Consider the following 19,218-nt stretch of genomic DNA (forward strand, 5'->3'; position numbering starts at 1 on the left):
ACTAATGAACCCTATAGTGGAGTGCTGAACTTTGATGGCGGTGATGGAGCATGTGGGGAAGGATTGAACATCATTTCGATGAGTACCCGGTCAGGAAACTCATCGCCAAAACATTACTGAGGTATGGTTTAAAAGTTTCAGAAGATATGAAGATTAAGGCAGGGGACATAGAAGTTCCATACACAAAGATAGCAAAGGCCCTTAATGTTGATAGGAGAGTTGTGAAAGAAACAGTAGCAATGATACTAAAGACTCCAGAGCTCAGGGAGATATACATGAATCTGGAGCCTACTGTTCACATGAAGTATGTTGGGAAGCATGTTGGGTATGGGGTTATTGAGATAGAACCCGAGCCTAGAGCAATAGGAATTCTTGCAAAAGTTGCCCAGAAGATTTCAGATAGGGGAATAAATATAGTTCAAGCAATAGCAGAAGACCCAGAACTATATCCAGAAGCTACACTAACAATAATAACTGAAAAACCTATCCCAGGAGACTTAATTAACGAGCTTTCAAAGCTTGAGGGTGTGAAGAGGATATCCATCTACTAAAGTCTAATTTAATCTTCTCTTTATTCTCAAGGAGTGTTAATAATTTGGATTGAGGTAGAGGTTCATTTCGAACCTCATCGATACACTCAAAAAGGCTTTTATATGGTAAGCTTCGAGGAAATAGTGTCTAGAACAAGACTGTAATTCCTAAAATTTTCCTGCCTAGGATGGAGGTCTTCAGTCCTCAAAGGAGGTGATTTTGTGATTGATAGGTTAGAAAAAGCCCTCAAGTGGGCTGAGGAAAATTTGAAAGCAGAATACATAGAGCTCCGATATGAAAACTTGCAAAAGACAACACTAAACCTCAAGGATGGAATTTTTGTAAGCTTTACTGAAAAGCTTAACAGGGGAGTAGCAATTAGAGTTCTAGCAAATGGGGCATGGGGATTCTCCTCAACAAGTAACTTGGACAAGCTAGAAGAGTCCATAAAGGAGGCATATAAACTTGCAAAATCCGCCGCAGAAAGCAAGAAAGAGAAAATAAAACTCGCCGAGATAAAGCCTGTGGAAGACTTCGTAAAAAGCAATATGAAAATCAAACCCAAGGAAGTTGACATCGAAGAAAAAGTTAACCACTTGAGAGAGCTTGAAAAGCTACTCAAAGAGGACGAAGCCGTGAAAAGCGTTAATATAAGGTATGAAGACGGAGGAGGACAAAAGATACTCCTAACAAATGAGGGAACAAAAATCGAGTGGGACTACAACTATCTCTACCAGGGGGTGTATGTAACAGGGAAAAAGGAAGGGAAACTTGCAATGGCGAGAGACAGCATAGGAGCAGTAGACTATGGATGGGAGCTAATGACAGATAGGGAACCAAACGAAAAAGTAAAAGAAAGACTCCTAAGAAAGCTCCATGCCCAGCTCAATGGAGTAGCACCAAAGCGGGGAGAATGGCCAATAGTTGCAGGGCCAATTGTAGTTGGAATAATAGCCCACGAAGCCCTTGGACACTTAGCAGAGGCAGACCTGACAATAAATTCACCCTTTAAAGACCTTCTAGGGAAACAGATAGCCCCAGAGTACGTAACCATGAGCGAAAGGTGGGTTGATGGAGGATTTGGAAACGACAAATACGATGACGAAGGCGTACCTGTCAAGGATATCCACATAATAGAGAACGGAATCTTGAAGGAAATTATGCTCAACAGAGAGTACGCCGCTAAATGGAATATGGAACCAAATGGCCATGCGAGAGCAGAGAGCTACAGGTATCCACCTATAATAAGGATGAGGAACACGATCTTCGAGCCAGGAGATTGGTCATTTGAGGAGATGATAGAAGACATAAAGTTTGGTTACTATGTAGTTGACTTCCGTGGGGGACAGGCCCAGCTGAATTCTGCCTTCCAGGTTGGAGTTCAGGAAGGATATGTAATAAGAAACGGAGAGATTGCAGAACCAATTAGAGATACATCAATAACAGGAGTAGCGATTGAGGCACTAAAGAAGATAACAGCAGTTGGCAAAGACTTTGGACTTGAGGTGGGATTCTGTGGAAAGGGCCAAACAGCCTTTGTTAGCTCTGGAGGCCCACACATGAGATTTGACGGAGGAATTCTCATCGGGTGAGGTGGTATTATGGAGGAACTCATCAAATATGGAGAGAAATTTTTTGACGAGCTCGAAATCGTGACCTATAAGGCCAAAGACGTTAGTGTCGATATAGAATTAAATGAAATTTCAATGGCAGCAACAAGAACCGATGTTATAACGATAATCAGAGGAATCAAGGATAAGAGGATAGGAATATCAATAGTGGACACGATAGACAAGGAAGAAGTCAAGAAGGCCATAGAACAGGCAGCAAAAATGGCCAAACTCAACAATCCAGATGAAAAGTGGGTATCCCTTCCAGAACCTGGAAAGTACAGAGAACAGCCAGAACCTAATGAAGAACTAAGAGAAGTATCACCCGACATCCTCGTTGAAATGGCAATTAAGGGAATAAAAATAGCTAGAGAAAAGGACGAGCACGTGACAGTAGCGGGAGGCTCAATTGCAACATCCTGGGTCGAGACATGGATAGGTAACTCGCATGGTATTGATGTTATCCAGAGGTTCGGCAATGCCTACGCCTTCTTTGAGCTTGTAGGAAGGAAAGAAGGGATAGTCACCCCAGGAATATTCGAATTCGACGCAAAGGACAACCTCGCTCTTGATGTAGAAGGAACAGTTGAAAAGGCCCTTCAAAAAGTCCAGTGGGCATATAAAGTTAAAGAGGCCAAAAACGAGGAGGTACCCATAATCCTTGGACCCTGGGCGATAGCAGGATTGTTTGCCTATACTCTCTTCCCAGCGTTCAGCGGTGAGAGACTCGTTAAAAAGACCACCCCGCTTGCAGATAAAGTCGGAGAAAAAATAGCCAGTGATGTTATAACTATATACGACGACCCATTCCACGAACTTAGCCTTGCAAAAGTTATAGCAGACGGCGAGGGCGTTCCAACAAGGAGATATGAACTAATAAACAACGGTGAATTCAAGGGCTTCATATGGGACAACTATTGGGCAAAGATATATGGAACTGAAAGCACAGGGCATGGACATAGAGACTTCAGGGGTGGTGGGGTAAGCATAGGACTCAACACGCCAATCATAGAGAATGGAAAGAGAAGCCTTGAAGAGATAATTGGAGAAATAAAACACGGCTATTTCGTAGATGGCGTCCAGGGAGCACATTCAAGCAACCCTGATAACGGAAACTTCGCCGTAACTGCAAACCCTGCCTATCTGATTGAGGATGGAGAAATAGTTGGAGCAAGCGTGTTCCTCATCGCAGGAAATATATATGAGCTGTTAAAGCAAGCAAGCGAGGTAAGTAAGGAACAGACAGTAATGCCAGTCATGTACACCGTGATAACCCCATACATAAAATTCGAGAACGTCAAGATAGCTGGAAAGAAGTGATCTTTCTTCTCTTTATCAATATTATTCCAAAAATCATTCCAAAGGAATCCATTATCAAGTCCCTGACCTTATTTTCGAGTGTTTCAGTTATGAAAGATATCTCCCCCTCCGTTAGTTTCTCGGCAACCTCCCAGCCAACGGCTAGTATATAGAAAACAACTATGGAATACACAAGAACCCGCCTTGGAGAGAAACCATAAGAATGTAGAATCTTTGCAACCATAAGCCAGAGAGTTAAACCACCCAGGAAGTGGCTTATCATATCAGCATTTCTCCATTCCTTATGGAACAAGTCAATATTTGTAAAAGGAACGTTGACAAGGGATACATGAACTGCTATGAAGATTCCGAGGATAGCCATAATTTTTGGATCATAGATTGGAGATAATACCACTTTAAAAATCCCCTTGGGTGAGTAGACCCTTGGAAGCCATAAAGGAACAGAAAGACCAAGAATCGCAAGAGAGCACCGGTATATATGATCGAGTCTCCAGTAGTAAAAAGCTGTGAGTAAACCAAGGAAAACTACTCCAATTGAAGCAACTATCACTCTTTCTTCTAATTTCAAAGCACTCACCTACTTATTCTTCACTACTTATCTGTTGTTGCATCGATATGAGATAATAGAGCGTTCTTAGTGGGATTCCAAGAGCCTTACTTATTTCCCTCGGCCTCTTCCCCTTCTTTAACATCTCGTTTATTTGCTCTATCGTTTTCTGGGAATACTTCCTTGGCCTTCCCCTGCCTTTACTAATTGGAATTACCTTTATTCCCATCTGCTCAAGGACATTAATCACCTTCTTAGACACCTTGGGATATAAACTTGGAGGGCAACCGATTACCTTTACATTCGGGGCATTATCAAGAATCCTCACAATGACTTCTTTAGTTGGCCTTAAGTTTATGTAAACCTCGGTTACATCCTCATTCAGAGTATCGTCTATTTTCTTTAAAAGCTCCCTCATGTTCCTCGCTGTTATCTCAACTCTCATATTACTCACCCCTGAAGGAGTTCCAGAAACTTCTTTGCTTTCTCACTCTTAGGTAAGAATTTCTCGAATTTAGTGACGTCTGAAAATAGAAGCTTATGCAAACCGGAAACAACAAACTTTCTTATCCCCTCTCTAAGCTCTCCTTCGTCTATCTCTAGAAGAGAGGCAACTTCCTCTTCAGTAAAGTTCGAAATTCCATAAAGAATAACACCACCAAGTACATAGTTTGGCAGCCTTGAAATGTCACTTCTCTTCTTAACAAGCATTCTTTCAATCTCACATTTCCGAATTACAAGTAAGCTACCGAATCCTACTTTAAAATCGGCTCTATCCTTAAATGGCAAATCAAAGAGAGAATAGTGACAGTCTATGCACGACCTTATGCCAGGATAGAGTGTCAAGGATTCTCTCTCTTTCTCAGATGTTAAGAAGTAATACTTAAACACATCCAAAGCAAGCATTTTTGCACCATCTTCTGGATTGAGGGTGGAATAAGCTAGGGCAAGGTTATCTACTGTGTAGTGATTGTTTATTAAAACCCCTACAGTTTTCACATAGCTTAGAACTCTCCATCTAAAGCGTTTGCCAAACCTCTTCCTAAGTTCTCCCTCTATATCAGCATCTACTGGCAGGTCAATCTTTTCTTTCTTTAGCTTCCCATCTTCCCAATACTCAACTTCAATCCTGAATTTTTCTTTCCTGACAGTTCCTTCTTCCCTAAGTTTGCTTTTGATAAACTTAAAGTGCTCCCTCACTTCAACTCCTCTCTGCCCAAGTAGTCTGAGGACATCACCAGAATAAGCCAAATAGGGCAATATTTCAATTCTGCCTAGTTTAATATCTCTTTCTACAGCTTTAACTTTTGAGAGCTTCTCTTTCTTCAAAGACTCAGGAAGTATTTCTCTCTTACCTTCTTTAAGGGTATAATTTGCCTCAAGTATGGCCAACGCCATTCTATGAGCTGTAATTGCAGATCTTAGCCTTTCAAGGGTTAAAGTCCTGTAGTGTCTTTTCCTATAGATCCAAGACAGGTGAGGATCTCTTGATTTCTTATCCTTAAATATCGGAGCTGGCCCTAACTCACCAACTCTTCGCTCTAACTCTTCCTCCAACTCCTTAAGCATTTCCAATCTAGTTCTGAACGTAAAAAATAACTTAGGAACGTCAAGATCCTCAAATAACCCGGGAGTGTCTATTGCTATATCATCAAGAATCTTGTTTATTCTTGCAATCAGCTCTTCTGTTGTGGGCATGGCTCATCACGGAAGTAGCTTACCCTCCCTAATTTTCTCGGGCAGATATTCCTTAGCAACAAACTCAAGGCTCTTGTTTGCAAGGGCCTGCTGTTCTATTCTTACTCCCCACTTAAGGGCAAGCTTGAGCTGCCTTTGCCACTCCTTGTTCTGGAACCATGGATAGTTCAGCTCTTCAATTATTCTCTTGTAATCCCCAGTTGGGCCCCCCTTCTTGTCGGGGGGTATGCCCTTGAGTTTTTCAGTAACGTTTTCGAGGCCATACTCCTTTATGTCATCCATTGTCATCCCAACGAACTTGGCATCTGGAGTTGCAAGCTTCTCACTTAGGTAAGCCAAGTTGATTGAGCCCTGCTTGATCGTCGAATATATGTACCATCCATATGGGTCTCCATCAGTAAACACTATTATCGGGAGGCCTTCTTCGTAGTGGAGCCTGTGAATAAGCCTCCTAACTCCTCTCGAAGCCTGTCCCTGGGTTGCAACAATCAGAGCTCTTTCCTTCTTTGGGTACTTTTCTTCTATCAGCCTATCGGCCATTGCAGCCGTCTCTACAACCAGGACGTAGTCAACATTAATCTCGGGGAATTGTATATGTTCAACTGTTCCAGGTACTGCCCATCCACCAGTTCCCAGCTTTGATGCATTGAACTCGTCCTCTCCATCCTTGATAACTATATCTCCGTAGATATATCCCCTTCTATCGGCAGTTATGTGCATCTCCTCTCTCAAAACACCAAGCATTCTCTCAAGGTCTTCTATTATGGGATCACTCTCACTCTGGTCTTCAAACGTGTTCTCTCTCGTTCCTGGAATCGTGTGCTTGTTTGCATAGTAGGCTTCTCTTAAGCTTGCATGCTTGCCCTCACTAACTAGCCTCTTAACGTAGGCCATTAGAATTAAGGTCTGCATGAATTTTCTAGCATGAGCCACGTTGAGGAAGTACCTCTTTGAAAGCTTATCTCCCATCCTGATTAATCTGGCCTCTTCGTCAAAGTAGACGTTATTTAACCCTCTCGTAGGGACGTCAAAGTAGGGATTCTTACCTGCCTTAACATCTTCTAGTATCCTATTTGCTAATTCCTCTAACTTCTTCAAAACCTTCTGAGGGTCATAGGAGAACTTCTCTTTAGGCTTCTGTCGCTTCAGCTTCAACTTCACTCACCTCCTCTACCTCGATTTTGCTCTCAATTAAGTTCAGGAAGTACTCCTTGATTTTCTCCTCAGGTTCTCCGGTAAGAATGTGAAGTGCCCTCGCTATCTCTGGGAGGTACTTTTCAAGGGTCTTCCTCCTTTTAACTTGATACAGCCTTCTAAACTTCCCACCAAGGTAGAAGGCTAATCTTCTTGCTGCTTCCATTAAAGCTAATCTTATCTCATTATGGATCTCCTCTATATCAGCTATGCTCTGCTTTCCTGTGCTTGTGTAGGGAACGTGAACGCTGATGACATTTACAAGAACCACTATCGGAGATGTTTCAAATGAATCTATCCTGTACCTCTTCCAATCTATACTTCTAACAGCCGAGGTTATTACACAAGAGCCAGCATCAAATAACAGGGGAACTCTGTTTGCGTATCTTAGAACTTCTGAACTTGAAATGTGTCCACCATATGCAATTCCAACTTCAACTTGGAATGGAATTCCACCAGAGTAAACTTTAGGAGGTCTTGTTATTGCTGTTACAAACTCGGGTTTTAGTATGCTACTCAACCCTCTCTTTATATTTTCCTCTCCTATTGGCCTGAGACCGTGGGTTGGAGGAGCTAAAAACTTCATCAATTTGAACGCTTCCACGATTTCTTCAGCCTCGTGCCATGTAAGCTTCTCGGGAGGCTTCTCCATAATCTTTGCAACTTGCTCAACAACTTTTTTCCACTTTCTTCCAAAGGACTTAAGAACAGCATCAACTTCCCCATTCATCAACCTTTCATAGAGTTGCTCTCTAAGTTCCTTATTTTCCTCTGACTTGATTAATCTAATGGCCGCTATGTATTTTATTAGCTCATCCACTTTTTTATCGCTAATTCTAGAGAACTCAGAAACAAGGAATCTTCTAACACTACTCCTCTTACTCTTGTGAGCCATTGTATAAACGTCATCAGTCATAACACCCTTAGGATGAGGCTTCATCTCCACGGGAGGCTTTGGAATTTCATCGCTGGATCTTGGGAAAACGATGAGCTTTCCATCAGGTTCAATAAGCTCTATGTGAGCATGAGGATTCGCTATTGCAGTAAGTTTGAGATACCAATAAACCCCCTGCTTTGAACGGACATATTTAACATCCTTAACCTCAAGCTCTATTCTAGTTCCCCTCCAACCCCTGGGATTGGGATGCCTAAGCTTCTTAACGATCTTACCTTCATTCTTTTGGACATCAATCTTAACCCAGGCTTCCACTATGTCATCGCCAGTTGAAGTTATAACCCTTGTAGCCTTTCCACTAGTTATTTGAGCAAACATTACGGCCCCACTTATTCCAATTCCTTGTTGTCCTCTACTCTGGATATTTCTGTGAGCCTTAGTTCCAGCAAGCATCTTTCCAAAGACATGGGGAATATAGTCTTCAGGGATTCCTGGCCCATTATCCTCAACTATAACTTTATAGTGCTCTTTCCCCAATTCTTCAATCTCCACCCTAATGTAGGGTAAAATTCCAGCCTCTTCACAAGCATCCAGGGAGTTAGTGACCGCCTCGTGGATTATTGTAGTCAGTGACCTAACTTTTCCAGTATATCCTAACATTGCAGCGTTCCTTCTGAAAAATTCACTGACGCTCTGAACCTTAAACTCCTTAAATAAATCCCTTGCCTCCGCCATACAAACACCTCACAAGTTTTCATAATACATCGAGCCCTCAAGCTCGAGATCCTTTTTCCTCCGCTCCAAATACCTATAAACTGTCCCATGGGGGGAGCCTCTTGCCAACTTCTCTATAGCTGTCTTTGCTATCTCTATCTGAATAGGATTCCCTATTATTGCCACAGTTTTTCCGTAGACACTTACACTAGCTCCACTCATCTCCTCTATAATCTGCCTCGTTCTTCCCTTTCTACCAATTATTCTTCCTCTAACTCTTGGGAGAGCCTTTTTCTCATCTCCAATAATTATGTCCGTTAAGTTGACAATCTCCAAGTATTCACCCTCATTTAGAAGCCTAAATGCTCTCTCGGGAGAGAATCCTCTACCTATTGCAAGAACTATATCCCTTGCCTTCCAAACAGCTAAAGGATCAGTGGTCTCTCTTGTAGAAGTTATCCAGACTTCACCCGTCTCACTGTCAACTTCTATCTTTGTCTTGGTTCTCCTTTCTATTTCTTTCTTTGTTTGCCCTTTCTTCCCAATAAGCACAGCTATTCTCTCTTTTGGTATTTTAACGTACTCTTCCTGCCTAAAGAATTCTTCCCACTCATCATCCTCTTCCTCTCTAACAATCTCACCATCCTTCGTTACTTTTTCATACTTTTTCATAAGTTCTTCAAACTCCTCTCCCATATTTCCTCACCCGCCAGCTCGCGGAATTTTTCCTCTGGATCTTCAACATCAACACCCTTCTTTCCAAAATAATTGACTATGTTCCTAATATCCCTATAAAGGAGAGTTAAGCTCATCCTGTTCCTTCTCACAGTTGCTTGAGACCAGTCTATTATAACAGGCTCGTGCCAAATTAGTATGTTGTACTCGCTTAAATCTCCATGAACCATATCCCCTCTTTTCCAAAGCCTCTCTATGGCTCCCATTGCAAAGTTATAAAGCTCTTCAAAGTCAGACTTCTCAAGACTTTTCTCAACATCCTTGAGCCTTGGGGCAGGTTCTTCATCCCCTATGTACTCCATAATAAGGACATTATTTCTGAAAGCTATTGGCTCTGGTGCTCTAACTGCATATTTCATGGCCCTCTGGAGGTTCTTGAACTCTCTTCTAGTCCATACGAAAACAAGTTTCCTTATGTCCTTAGGTAAATACCCAACTCTAGGATCTGCAGCCAGGTATTCCCATATTCTCCTAAATTCTGTTGTATATGTTCTGTAGATCTTAACCGCTATTCTATTTCCCTTAGCATCATAACCAACAAATACATTGGCCTCTTTACCCGTACTCAGCACTCCATATAGTCTGTCTATCTTTCCCCGCCTGTAAAAGTAGCTAATAGTCTCAACGGTTGTTTTATCAAATACCTCACTAAATACCTTAAAGAGCTCACTATCCTTCTCTCTTTTTTCAGTTAACCCAAGTACCTCTGCAATCTCTCTGTCAAGCCTTTCCATAGCCCATCACTCTACTCCAGGAGGAGAGAGCCTCCAGTTAAGAACTCCTGACTGATTTTTCCTTTCCTCAAAAGCCAATCCACCTGAGTCTGGGTGTATCTATAGACTATGTCTCCCCTCTTGTCGCTCTGAACTGGCCAAGGTTGCACTATAACCAAATCCCCGACCCTTATCCACACTCTTCTCCTAAGTTTCCCTGGGATTCTGCATCTCCTTATTTTCCCATCCTCACATCTAACATCCATCCAGCCAGCTCCAAGTGCTTGCTCAACAACCCCGAATAACTGGTTTCCCTCTGGAAGGGGAACCCTTATAACTTCCTCACCTTCAACCTTCCTATCCTTCTTAGGCATGAGCATCACCCCCTGATTTTTGCAAAAATTTTTCCACATACACCTCTTGGAAGAAGTTTAAAAATTTTTGCATACTCCTTCCTTAATCAATCCAACTACCCTTTAATAATCCTCAAAGAGCAAAGTAAGGAGACGTATCCACTATATTCAAGTTATACCTAACTCCTTTCCTGTTCTAAAGGGCAAGAATTGAAAAAAGCTAAAGAGAAAAATGACGAGCAGTACAAAGGTATTCTCCAATTTCGTTTAGAGAGAAGTGGGCTCTACCATACGAAATAATTTAAACTCAAATCCACTACTAGAAATCAACGAGCTAAGTGTTTAGGAGGTGAAGAAATGTCGAATAGTGTTTGGAAGTATGTCTCGTTTATTCTCATGCTTATCCTAGCGCTCTCCATAGTAACCAATGCCCTACTATACATTCAGATAGGAGAGATAAAGTCCCAACAAAAAGAGATAGTAGTCCCCGCTTCAAATTTAACTGAAAACAAAACGCTTTCCTTAAAAATTCAAGAGCTAAAGAGGGAGATAGAATTTTTACGCTCTTTAGTGGCTACTAAATCTAAAGGAGGGAACATGTCAATAGCTATAGTACCAATATTTGGACCAATTGACAACTACATGGCTTTGAATATTGTCAAGATAATAAGAGAGATAAGAGATAACTCCTCGATAGGCGGAGTCCTCCTTTGGATAGAAAGCCCAGGAGGATACGTTGGGCCAGTAAGGGTGATATACGAAGAACTTAAGAAGCTCAGCTATGTTAAGCCAATAGTTGCATATACAGGTAGTTACGCCGATTCTGGGGCCTACTATATTGCATGTGCTGCTGAAAAGATAATAGCAGACCCGCTGGCAGAGGTTGGTAGCATAGGTGTTCTATATGTGCACTTTAACGCTGAAGAGTACTATAAGATGAATGGAATAAAGGTGGAAGTATTCAAGACAGGCCCCTACAAAGACATGGGAGCAGACTGGAGGGGACTAACCCCAGAAGAGAGGAGAATAATAAAAGACCAGATAGAGACGTACTTTAATGAATTCTTGGAAGTTGTGTCAGAAGGAAGGAATATGAGCATCAACGAGACAAGAAAATTCGCAAATGGTTTAGCCTGGTTTGCAAAAGATGTCAATGGAACGTTGGTAGATGAACTCGGAGATTTAGATTCAGCTATTAGAGAGCTGTTAAAGCTAATGAACGTTACGAGTGCGAATGTAGTTATGTACAGCACACCTCCAGAGAATTTTGAGATTACAGAAAGTTCTTCCCTATACATGCCAGCAAAATACGTATATGGATACATCAGGAGGTGAGGAAGATGCAGTGTGAGGAAAAGCTGGAGGTGTTTGAAAACGGCTTTAAAGATGAGAAGTTTAATGTTGAGATTAGAGTTATAGGAGGGGATGCGAGGAAGATTTTGGCTGCAATAATCTACGAGTTATATCTTCCTGAATATGGCCCGGAATATGTCTACCCATTTGAATGTGCAAAGGAGTTCTGGAGTGTATACATTGATAGCTCTGAAATTCAGGGAGAAAAAGTAGAACTCAAGCCAATAAAATTCGTAAGCAACCAAGTTAGGCAGAAGATAGAGGAAACTATCAAGGACATTGAAGTTCCCTTTGAAATTGAGCTTGACAAGGCTAATGTATACAAAACCAAAGAAGGATACCTTGTTGTCGGCAGTAATTTCATTCTCGATCCAAAGGGAAGATTGTTCCTGTTTAACAAGCCTTCCGTTGCTGAGATGATACTAAAGTATATCTGGAAGTGGTGAGGCGTGGAAAGGGAAAAAATCGTTTGGATAGTTCTTGTTCTAATAATAATTTTCCTAGTCTGGAAAACTTTAAAGGAGCTGATCACTCCAATAGTTTACGGAATTGCAGCGACTTACATAGTGTACCCTTTTTATAATAGAATTAGAAACAAAGTTGGAAACCCGTGGGCCAAATTCATAATTTCTGGTATTGTTACTGGATTTTCAATTTTATTTCTCCTTGGGGTTACATTGTGGATAACTGACGCTCTAAAAAACCTCTACATATACTTAGACTCATTCTTTTCCTGGTTGGGGGCCCTAAGAGTTCCCCAAGCACTTTCTGCAGTATTTGATGCAATGGCTACTAGCTTTCCAGAAAAGCTTAGAGACCTCTTATTAAAATACACCCTTTCAATACCAAAACTGGCCCTTCAACTCATAGTATTTCTTGCCGTGTTCTATGCAACCCTGTCAAATGCTGACTTTTTAGCTGAGGAGATATATTCTCTCCTCCCATCTACTAACAGGAGATTAGGAGAAAAGTTAATTGAGAAAGTTAAGGAGACCGTTGATGCCATTCTAAAGACATGGTTATTCTTTAGCATAATGAAAGGCATGTTTTTGGCAATTGGGTTTTATATCTTTGGCCTAAGCAACGTTGCTGGGGCGATAGCGGCAGGAATATTATGCGCGATTCTTGAGTTACTTCCCGTAGTTGGTGGATGGATAATGTGGGTTGTTGGAGCGATAATATTATGGCATAGATCTCCACTATTGGCAATTCTATTTTCATTATATGGGATAACAACAATATCTCCCTTGCCCGATTACACTATAAAACCTAAACTTACAAAGCACAGAGCGAAAGTAAGCTCAGTCGTAGCTCTTGTTGGAATTTTTGGAGGAATTATGGCATTCGGTGCCGTTGGGATAATTCTAGGGCCAATAGCCATAGGACTCCTCTTTGCCTTAATAGATGCTTGGAAGGAGATAGAAAGACCTAAACGACTTTCCAAAGCTCATCACTCTCAGGACGTCTAAGCGGTCTCTCAATTCCATTTTCAATTATTACCCTCTTTTTCTCAGCGAGAAACTCCCCAATTATACTAGCACTTATCCCATGGGCAAGCAACCTCTCCACAAGAACTTTGGCATGATCCCTAGGAACTGAGATTAGAAGTGCTCCAGAACTTATCAAGGCCAAGGGATCTAAATCATAGAATGCACAGATTTTCTTTGTCTCCTCTCTCACAATAATTTTATTCGAGAAAATCCTAAACCCTAGCCCTCCTATATCAGCCATTTCGTGAAGCCCATTTGCTACTCCCCCCTCTGTGGGGTCATGCATTGCAGTCGCAAACTCTCGAGCAATTAACGCCTCCTTTACAACACTAATCTCCTCTATGTAGGCCTTTGCCCTTTCAACGAAAGACCTCCCAAATACTGAAACAAGTTCATCTTCTCTTTCATGAGCAATTATAGACGTACCCTCGATTCCGGCACCCTTCGTCAAGATAATTGCATTCCCTGGCCTTGGCCTTGGAATAACTAGATTCTCCTTCTCAACTTCTCCCAGCATAGTTCCAACAACTATAGGCTTTCTGAGTCCAGGAGTTACTTCGGTATGGCCTCCAATCACCGCTATGTCCATCTTTTCCGTGAGTTCCTTAATTTCATCCATGATTGACTTTACCAGATCAACGTCAGCCCCTTCAGGAAGTAATATCGTCACTAAAAACCATCTAGGTACAGCTCCAAAAGTTGCCACATCGTTAGCATTAACATGAACAGCGTAATATCCGATTCTCTCTTCAGCCCCAGTAATTGGATCTGTCGATGCAACGAGAACATAATCCCCAAAATCTATTGCAGCGGCATCTATTCCAACTCCAGGCCCTATTATAACTTTGTGACCTCCTTTTAGTCCCTTAAAAACGATATCTTTCAATACTTCGGGGGGAACTTTACCTGCAAGCATCTCCCAACCCCACTAGAAAAGTGCACTAAGAGTTATTAAGTTAATCCACAAGCGCATGGAGGGTGGTTAGATGAAAGTTCACTATGAATGTTTAACGTGCATGGCTAACCAATGTCAAAAAATCGCCGAAATGGCCACTAATGACTTGAATCTTAGAAGAGAGGCAATGTTTCTTTCAGCGAGACTGCTTGCAAGAGAGTATCATAGAGATGCCATTCCCGCCATAGCTGGAAGCTTAATATTCCTAGAACTCTATAGGTTCCTTGGAAATGACGACCCATTCAGAGAGTACAAAGAAAAGTCAAGAAATATTGCAAAGAAAGTTGTGGAAATACTCAGGAAAAAGCTGCTAATAGATTGGAAAACTGCAATAAAACTAGCGATAATTGGCAATGTAATAGACTTTTCGGTTGGTTTTTCTCCAGAAGACCTAGAAAAAGATGTAGAGAAAATGCTATATGACAAGTTATACATAGATGAGAGCGAAGAACTCCTTAAAACTGCGAAAGAAGCAAAAATAATCCTATATCTCACGGACAATGTGGGAGAACACTATTTTGACATGATACTAATTGAAAAGTTAAAGGAAGTCTCAGACGCTGAGATATATGTTGCCGGAAAAGAAGGGCCAATAATAAATGATGTAACCGTTGAAGACTTAGAAAGAGACGGATTCAAAGAGATAGCAAAAGTAATATCCACAGGAACCAGGATAGTTGGAGTCCCATTAGGCCAAGTTAGTGAAGAGTTTAAGGAGATTTTCAGAAGAGCCGATTTAATTATAGCTAAGGGTCAAGGAAACTTCGAAACACTAAGTGAAATTAAAGACGAGAGAATATTTTTCTTACTTAAGGCAAAATGCCCAGCCGTTGCAAGAGAGCTCAGGGTTCCACAAGGGGCACTCGTATGCAAAAGAAATATTTAAGGAGCAAAGAATTTCTCCAGTTCCTCATCTTCGTCCTCTTCATAATATCCAAGCTCTCTTTTTTGAAGTTCAATGAGACCTGGGGTTAGCAAAAGCTTTCCATTCAGCTTTGGAACAGCATAATGTAATGTTATCTCGCTAAATTCATCCAGCTTTATTGTTGGATTTTCCTCATATTCAATTTCCTCCAACCTTTTTCCGTCAGCTATGAGCTTTGCAATTATTGAAGCACCATCTATGGAAAACTGAGGCTTCCCTATATGTCTAACTTTAACACCGCTCATTTTAGATGTTATAAACTTCTTAGTCCTCCCACGTGGAATCGCATCCCCGAGAATTCCTCCGACCACTATTATGGTGTCCTCCTCTATATCCTCTGGCTTGAGCTCTTCCTCTGCTTGGAGGTCTAGTACTATCACTTTACTCCTATCAAAGGGTAGCCTCGTAATGCTCTCACTAACAACACTGCCTATCTCCGCAAGAATTCTTCTTTCTTCTGGCCTCACATTGGTGAATATCAGCTTATCTCCCCACCATTGGGCAACATGCTTGTACTCAAGTAGTAACCATTCACTTATTTCCTCCAAATGCTCTATCACTAAGTACGGCATGCTCCAAGATTAAAACTAGTGCTTAAAAAGATAGCCTCAAAATTCTCAAGCATGAAGTATGCAGTTATAGGAAACTTTACCATAGATATTATTAACGGGAAGAAAAGACCTGGAGGAGGGGCCTATTACTCGGGATTAGTGCTCTCAAAGTATGCAAAAGTAACAGTTTATGCAAAAATAGGGCCAGAATATCCGGAGGAATGGATTAGGGATATCGAGAGGTATGTGAAAGTTATCCCATTTCCAGCTGACTCAACGACCTCCTTTGAACTTGTGTACGAAGGAGAGTCAAGGGTCTTGAGAGTTCTATCAAAAGGAGAACAATTCACCCTAAGAGAACTGAATAGCATCAAAGAGAGAAGAGTTATAGTAAACCCAGTTTCCGGAGAAATAAGACCGGAACACTTAACTGTATTCAAAAATCCCTCCCTCGATGTTCAAGGATTCGTAAGGGAGCTTAAGGATAAAGTCGAGATAAAAAACGTCGATGGGAGCTTCTTAAATAATTGTAATATTGTTCATGCATCTGCCGAGGAATATAAGGCCCTAGTCAATCCTGGAACACCAAACATATTGGCAGTGACCAACGGAAGTAGAGGGGGTGTTCTTAAACTTAGGGATGGAAGGGAAATTAAGTTCGAACCAAAGAGAGTACATACAGAAAACCCGACAGGAGCAGGTGATGCATTCTTAGCTCTTCTAGTTTATGGTATAGACTCCTTTGGTATAGAGGAGGGCCTAAGGTTTGCAATAGATGAAACAGCAAAATTCTTGAAACTTGGATTGAAAAATTATCTAGACCGCGATGATGACGCCTCGATTGGCTGAGTCGCGATGATTGGGAGGGACTTAGCTGAGCGGTGGTGAAAATGAACCGGTATGTTCTCCTAATTAAAGCCCCAAAAGGAACTGATATCTCAAAGTTTAAAGAGGAAGTTGAGAACTTAGCAAAGAAATATGGGTTAAAAGCTGAGCTTCACAGGTGTATAGGGTTAACAGTTGACTTAATAATAATCTACAACAACGGAATAGTTTTCGTAAAAAGAAAGAACGAGCCATACAAAGGGTATCTAGCGCTCCCTGGAGGCTTTGTTGAATATGGAGAGAGAGTTGAAGAAGCCGCGATAAGAGAGGCAAAGGAAGAAACAGGATTAGATGTGAAACTAGTTAGGGTAGTAGGGGTATATTCTGACCCCAACAGAGATCCTAGAGGTCACACCGTCACCATAGCTTTCCTTGCAATTGGAAGTGGTCAGCTCAAGCCAGGAGATGATGCAAAGGAGGCAATCGTTGTCCCAATAAATGAAATTGAAAAAATAAAAGATAAACTTGCGTTTGATCACTCAAAAATACTCGAAGATGCCCTCACCTTGAAATGACATCTGCCACCTTTTCAACTTCCTTGGCGAATTCCGTTTTCATTAGCTCTTCAACGTTTCCAATCTTGCTCTCCAAGTCTGGATAGAACTTTATACCAGCAAGATACCTGACTCCATACTTCTCCGCTATCTTTTTAACATCTTCCTCCTCATCAAGCTTCATGTTTTCTACCACTCCAAGAATTTCTCTATTTTCTTCCTTTAGGAGCTGTATCAGCTTTTCCACTACATTCAGGGCAAGCTTTGATGGCGTTGCTATAATGAGAAAGTTGCCCCTTTTCAGAAATCTTAAGACATCAAGGAACTGATCTCCCATCCCTGGAGGCATATCAATTATTAGGTAATCCAACTCATCCCATCTCGTTATTGTGAGCAACTCGATTAGGGCATCACTAATTTCCTTTCCGCGCAGGGGCGTTGGCTTGTTCTCCGTATAGTAGGCTATTGTCATGAACTTTATACCGTGAACCAGGGGTGGAACAACACCCTTCTCCTCTTCAGGAAATTCCTTTGGCTCAAATCCTAGAATTATATGATCGCTACACCCATGAAAATCCAAATCTAAAAGCCCCACTTTCAACCCTTTCTTTGCCAGGCTCAATGCTAAAGTAACTGAGATTAAAGATTTACCAACCCCTCCCTTTCCGCTGACTACTGGGATTACCCTTCTTACGTTTTCAAGCCTCGCAGATATGGCCAACTGTCTTGGATCAATCATTCCTCTCCCTCCTCTTTCTCAATTTTTATTCCTCCAATGTAAACTCCCCTTCCCTTTACAACTTCGAAGTCATGACTTCCACATCTCGGACAGGAAATAAATGCATGAACGACTTCTGGAATAAAGTGAATGTCCTCTCTAATCCTCTCATCAAGTCTGTCTTTAACCTCCTTTAGCTTCCATTCGTATCCACAGCTCCTGCATTTGAAAATCGCTTCCTCTTCTTCAAATATTATTTCTGCTCCTTCTGCTATCGTTCCCTTAAACAGCTCCCTCATCGCAAACCCAACAACATCAGCGTTAACATCTTGCAGTTCTCCAAGAACTACCTTAACAGCGAGCACCCTTGAAGCGTTTTCCTTTTGAGCGTAATCAAGAACTGTCCTTACTATGGCATCAGCAAGAGCCCACTCATGCATGGTATCACCATAGAACACTCCAATGCCACCCTTTAAAAATTGGAGAGTTTTGAACCGAAGGTTCAGATCATTAAAATTTGAATTTAAAGGGTAAGTCTTATATCTCAATGAAACTAAATTCATATGGTGAGCCAAGATGAGAGCATTTGTCTCCATAGACCTTGAAGGATTGCCATATATAGTAAGCAGGGAACATCTATTCGTCAAAGGAGCCCTTTATAACGAAGCTAGGAAGATAGCAACGAGAATAGCTAAAGTCGTTGCAGAAGAGCTCCACTCTAATGGCTTTGAAGAAGTAATAATTGCAGATTCTCACGGGCCAATGGTCAATGTAATTCCAGAGGAAATGCCAGAATTCGTTTCAATTGTCAGAGGCTTTCCAAGGCCGTTGAGCATGGTGGCATTTGCGAAGGGAAGTGACATTGCAGTATTCTTGGGATACCATGCAAAGGCAGGAACTGGATATGCAACTTTTGACCACACATATAGTGGGGCAACTATTGACAAGATCGAGATAAATGGGATTGAAGTCAGTGAGTTCTTAATGAATGCAATGCTCCTAGGGGAGTGGAACATACCTGTCGGCCTTGTTGCTGGAGATGAGGCATTAAGGGAAGATACGAAATATACCCCCTGGACTGAGTTCATAGCACTAAAGAAAGCAAGCGGAAGATATTCCGCATTGAGTCCTGCAATTAAAGTCATAGAAGAGAACCTCCGAGAAGGAGTTAAAAGAGCTGTAGACAAACTCAAAAAGAACGAACTGAAACCATTGAAAGTGGAAAAGCCTGTTAAGGTAAATGTCAGGTTTTTAAACAGCGCTTATGCTGAAGTTGCCGAACTACTCCCAATTGTTGAGAGAACTGGAGGAAAAGAAGTACAGTTTTCAGCAGATAGTGTAGAAGATGCCTACAAGATATTAGAAGTCCTTATATTTGCAGCTGCTGGAGTTTCCTACATAACTTCTAGATAGGTTTAGCTGTCCAAACTTTTATTAACTAATTTTTTTGTCCTTTTTTGATGCCCCATGCAAAGGAGTGATCGTTTTTGGCCTAGCTAGGGGGGCTTGTTTTTGGAACCTTTGAGGTAGGCTGTAT

Annotated in this window: 22 protein-coding genes; 10 read left to right on the plus strand and 12 right to left on the minus strand. The window is 41.5% G+C overall.

What is annotated here, in order from left to right:
* Positions 1 to 50: 50 nt before the first annotated feature.
* The 3 genes from PY04_RS07595 to PY04_RS07605 all read left to right on the plus strand — a co-directional run bounded on the left by PY04_RS07595 (position 51) and on the right by PY04_RS07605 (position 3,461).
* Positions 51 to 551 carry an ACT domain-containing protein gene (locus PY04_RS07595; RefSeq protein WP_014734542.1) on the plus strand — a complete coding sequence of 167 codons (501 nt, stop codon included), beginning with the start codon at positions 51 to 53 and terminating at the stop codon, positions 549 to 551.
* Between the two features lie 204 nt (positions 552 to 755).
* Complete coding sequence (locus PY04_RS07600; protein ID WP_048056232.1) at positions 756 to 2,123, plus strand: TldD/PmbA family protein; 1,368 nt, start codon at positions 756 to 758, stop codon at positions 2,121 to 2,123.
* Positions 2,124 to 2,132: 9 nt separating this feature from the next.
* Positions 2,133 to 3,461: a TldD/PmbA family protein gene (locus PY04_RS07605; RefSeq protein ID WP_014734544.1), complete on the plus strand. Its 1,329-nt coding sequence runs from the start codon at positions 2,133 to 2,135 to the stop codon at positions 3,459 to 3,461.
* Here PY04_RS07605 and PY04_RS07610 read toward each other — a convergent pair.
* From PY04_RS07610 to eif1A, 8 genes are read right to left on the minus strand one after another with little or no spacing between them, the layout of a single operon-like run.
* On the minus strand, positions 3,439 to 4,038 hold the full coding sequence (locus tag PY04_RS07610; protein WP_193384565.1) for a hypothetical protein: 600 nt from the start codon (positions 4,036 to 4,038) through the stop codon (positions 3,439 to 3,441). The two genes, PY04_RS07605 and PY04_RS07610, sit on opposite strands and share 23 nt — an antisense overlap.
* A 4-nt stretch (positions 4,039 to 4,042) precedes the next feature.
* A complete protein-coding gene (locus PY04_RS07615; RefSeq protein WP_014734546.1) occupies positions 4,043 to 4,453 on the minus strand; it encodes a DUF1699 family protein in 411 nt (136 codons plus the stop codon).
* A gap of 5 nt (positions 4,454 to 4,458) precedes the next feature.
* Positions 4,459 to 5,706, minus strand: coding sequence for a DUF530 family protein (locus PY04_RS07620; RefSeq protein WP_014734547.1), 1,248 nt, complete (start codon positions 5,704 to 5,706; stop codon positions 4,459 to 4,461).
* Between the two features lie 6 nt (positions 5,707 to 5,712).
* Positions 5,713 to 6,861, minus strand: a complete 1,149-nt coding sequence (locus tag PY04_RS07625) for a DNA topoisomerase IV subunit A (protein ID WP_014734548.1) — start codon at positions 6,859 to 6,861, stop codon at positions 5,713 to 5,715.
* On the minus strand, positions 6,836 to 8,530 hold the full coding sequence (gene top6B, locus PY04_RS07630; protein ID WP_014734549.1) for a DNA topoisomerase VI subunit B: 1,695 nt from the start codon (positions 8,528 to 8,530) through the stop codon (positions 6,836 to 6,838). Before top6B ends, PY04_RS07625 begins: the two co-directional genes overlap by 26 nt.
* 9 nt (positions 8,531 to 8,539) lie before the next feature.
* Complete coding sequence (locus PY04_RS07635) at positions 8,540 to 9,205, minus strand: KH domain-containing protein (protein WP_014734550.1); 666 nt, start codon at positions 9,203 to 9,205, stop codon at positions 8,540 to 8,542.
* Positions 9,178 to 9,978, minus strand: coding sequence for a serine protein kinase RIO (locus tag PY04_RS07640; protein WP_014734551.1), 801 nt, complete (start codon positions 9,976 to 9,978; stop codon positions 9,178 to 9,180). The genes PY04_RS07635 and PY04_RS07640 overlap by 28 nt, the downstream gene beginning before the upstream one ends.
* Before the next feature lie 11 nt (positions 9,979 to 9,989).
* Entirely contained in the window at positions 9,990 to 10,331 is a 342-nt protein-coding gene (gene eif1A / locus PY04_RS07645) for a translation initiation factor eIF-1A (protein ID WP_014734552.1), read from the minus strand.
* A 336-nt stretch (positions 10,332 to 10,667) separates the two neighbouring features.
* On the opposite strand from eif1A, the gene sppA reads away from it, so the two are divergent.
* From sppA to PY04_RS07660, 3 genes are read left to right on the plus strand one after another with little or no spacing between them, the layout of a single operon-like run.
* On the plus strand, positions 10,668 to 11,645 hold the full coding sequence (gene sppA / locus PY04_RS07650; RefSeq protein ID WP_014734553.1) for a signal peptide peptidase SppA: 978 nt from the start codon (positions 10,668 to 10,670) through the stop codon (positions 11,643 to 11,645).
* A gap of 5 nt (positions 11,646 to 11,650) precedes the next feature.
* Positions 11,651 to 12,109, plus strand: coding sequence for a PH1570 family protein (locus tag PY04_RS07655; RefSeq protein ID WP_014734554.1), 459 nt, complete (start codon positions 11,651 to 11,653; stop codon positions 12,107 to 12,109).
* A 3-nt stretch (positions 12,110 to 12,112) separates the two neighbouring features.
* Positions 12,113 to 13,132 (plus strand): AI-2E family transporter, encoded by a 1,020-nt coding sequence (locus tag PY04_RS07660; protein WP_048056104.1) that lies wholly within the window; start codon positions 12,113 to 12,115, stop codon positions 13,130 to 13,132.
* Here PY04_RS07660 and PY04_RS07665 read toward each other — a convergent pair.
* The gene (locus PY04_RS07665; protein ID WP_014734556.1) at positions 13,092 to 14,069 is read right to left on the minus strand and encodes an AIR synthase family protein; all 978 of its coding nucleotides are present in this window, start codon (positions 14,067 to 14,069) and stop codon (positions 13,092 to 13,094) included. The two genes, PY04_RS07660 and PY04_RS07665, sit on opposite strands and share 41 nt — an antisense overlap.
* Positions 14,070 to 14,139: 70 nt before the next feature.
* On the opposite strand from PY04_RS07665, the gene PY04_RS07670 reads away from it, so the two are divergent.
* Positions 14,140 to 14,994, plus strand: a complete 855-nt coding sequence (locus PY04_RS07670; protein ID WP_014734557.1) for a damage-control phosphatase — start codon at positions 14,140 to 14,142, stop codon at positions 14,992 to 14,994.
* Here PY04_RS07670 and PY04_RS07675 read toward each other — a convergent pair.
* On the minus strand, positions 14,991 to 15,605 hold the full coding sequence (locus PY04_RS07675) for a hypothetical protein (protein ID WP_014734558.1): 615 nt from the start codon (positions 15,603 to 15,605) through the stop codon (positions 14,991 to 14,993). The genes PY04_RS07670 and PY04_RS07675 overlap by 4 nt on opposite strands.
* A 51-nt stretch (positions 15,606 to 15,656) precedes the next feature.
* Here PY04_RS07675 and PY04_RS07680 point away from each other — a divergent pair, with 51 nt between their 5' ends.
* Positions 15,657 to 16,433, plus strand: a complete 777-nt coding sequence (locus PY04_RS07680) for a PfkB family carbohydrate kinase (protein WP_048056233.1) — start codon at positions 15,657 to 15,659, stop codon at positions 16,431 to 16,433.
* Between the two features lie 41 nt (positions 16,434 to 16,474).
* On the plus strand, positions 16,475 to 16,984 hold the full coding sequence (locus PY04_RS07685) for an NUDIX hydrolase (RefSeq protein ID WP_014734560.1): 510 nt from the start codon (positions 16,475 to 16,477) through the stop codon (positions 16,982 to 16,984).
* On the opposite strand, the gene PY04_RS07690 is transcribed toward PY04_RS07685, so the two are convergent.
* Together PY04_RS07690 and hypA are read right to left on the minus strand one after the other, a co-directional pair.
* Complete coding sequence (locus PY04_RS07690) at positions 16,971 to 17,702, minus strand: Mrp/NBP35 family ATP-binding protein (RefSeq protein ID WP_014734561.1); 732 nt, start codon at positions 17,700 to 17,702, stop codon at positions 16,971 to 16,973. The genes PY04_RS07685 and PY04_RS07690 overlap by 14 nt on opposite strands.
* Positions 17,699 to 18,121, minus strand: coding sequence for a hydrogenase nickel incorporation protein HypA (gene hypA / locus PY04_RS07695; RefSeq protein WP_014734562.1), 423 nt, complete (start codon positions 18,119 to 18,121; stop codon positions 17,699 to 17,701). Before hypA ends, PY04_RS07690 begins: the two co-directional genes overlap by 4 nt.
* A gap of 136 nt (positions 18,122 to 18,257) precedes the next feature.
* Between hypA and PY04_RS07700 the strand changes: the two genes are divergently transcribed.
* On the plus strand, positions 18,258 to 19,094 hold the full coding sequence (locus tag PY04_RS07700; protein WP_014734563.1) for a M55 family metallopeptidase: 837 nt from the start codon (positions 18,258 to 18,260) through the stop codon (positions 19,092 to 19,094).
* Positions 19,095 to 19,218 lie beyond the last annotated feature (124 nt).

It is taken from the genome of Pyrococcus sp. ST04 (assembly GCF_000263735.1).
Taxonomy (GTDB): domain Archaea; phylum Methanobacteriota_B; class Thermococci; order Thermococcales; family Thermococcaceae; genus Pyrococcus.